Raw genomic sequence first — 871 nt, 5'->3', positions numbered from 1 at the left:
CACCGATCACCGAGATCGCATTCCCGCCAACATTGATCGGAGCAACAGCGTCCACGTCGGCAACCACACCGCCGAGCAGCCCACCATTGGTATCGCCCGTGTAGCCATCACCATGGCCACCGTTCGAGGCATCACCGGAAGTGGAGCCACCAGCCGAGGAATCCGAACCCTTGCTGGAAGAGTCACCGATCACCGAGATCGCATTCCCGCCAACATTGATCGGAGCAACAGCGTCCACGTCGGCAACCACACCGCCGAGCAGCCCACCATTGGTATCGCCAGTGTAGCCATCACCATGGCCACCGTTCGAGGCATCACCGGAAGTGGAGCCACCAGCCGAGGAATCCGAATCCGTGCTGGAAGAGTCACCGAGCACCGAGATCGCATTCCCGCCAACACTCACCGGAACGACAGCCTCCACGTCGGCAACCACACCGCCGAGCAGCCCACCATCGGTGCCGCCCTCGTAGCCATCACCATGGCCACCGTTCGAGGCATCACCGGAAGTGGAACCGTTCGAGGACGAATTGGAACCGTCCGTGGAGGAATCACCGATCACCGAGATCGCATTCCCGCCGACGTTGATCGGAGCAACAGCGTCCAGGTCAGCAACTACACCGCCGAGCAGCCCACCATCGGTACCGCCCTCGTAACCATCACCATCGCCACCGTGGCCACCGTTCGAGGCATCACCCGAAGTGGAACCACCAGCCGAGGAATCCGAATCCTTGCTGGAAGAGTCACCGAGCACCGAGATCGCATTCCCGCCAACACTCACCGGAACGACAGCCTCCACGTCGGCAACCACACCGCCGAGCAACCCGTCGTTGGTGCCGCCGGTGTAGCCATCACCATGGCCACCGTTCACAAC

General features: G+C 62.1%; 1 pseudogene. It reads right to left on the bottom strand.

The annotated features are described in order from the left end of the window. A pseudogene (locus AC5RU3_RS15625) lies at positions 1–871 on the bottom strand (hypothetical protein); the annotation flags it as partial.

Source organism: Arthrobacter sp. MDB1-55 (assembly GCF_059092925.1).
The sequence above is the reverse complement of the archived record's forward strand: the minus strand, read 5'-3'. Positions and strand labels throughout refer to the sequence as shown.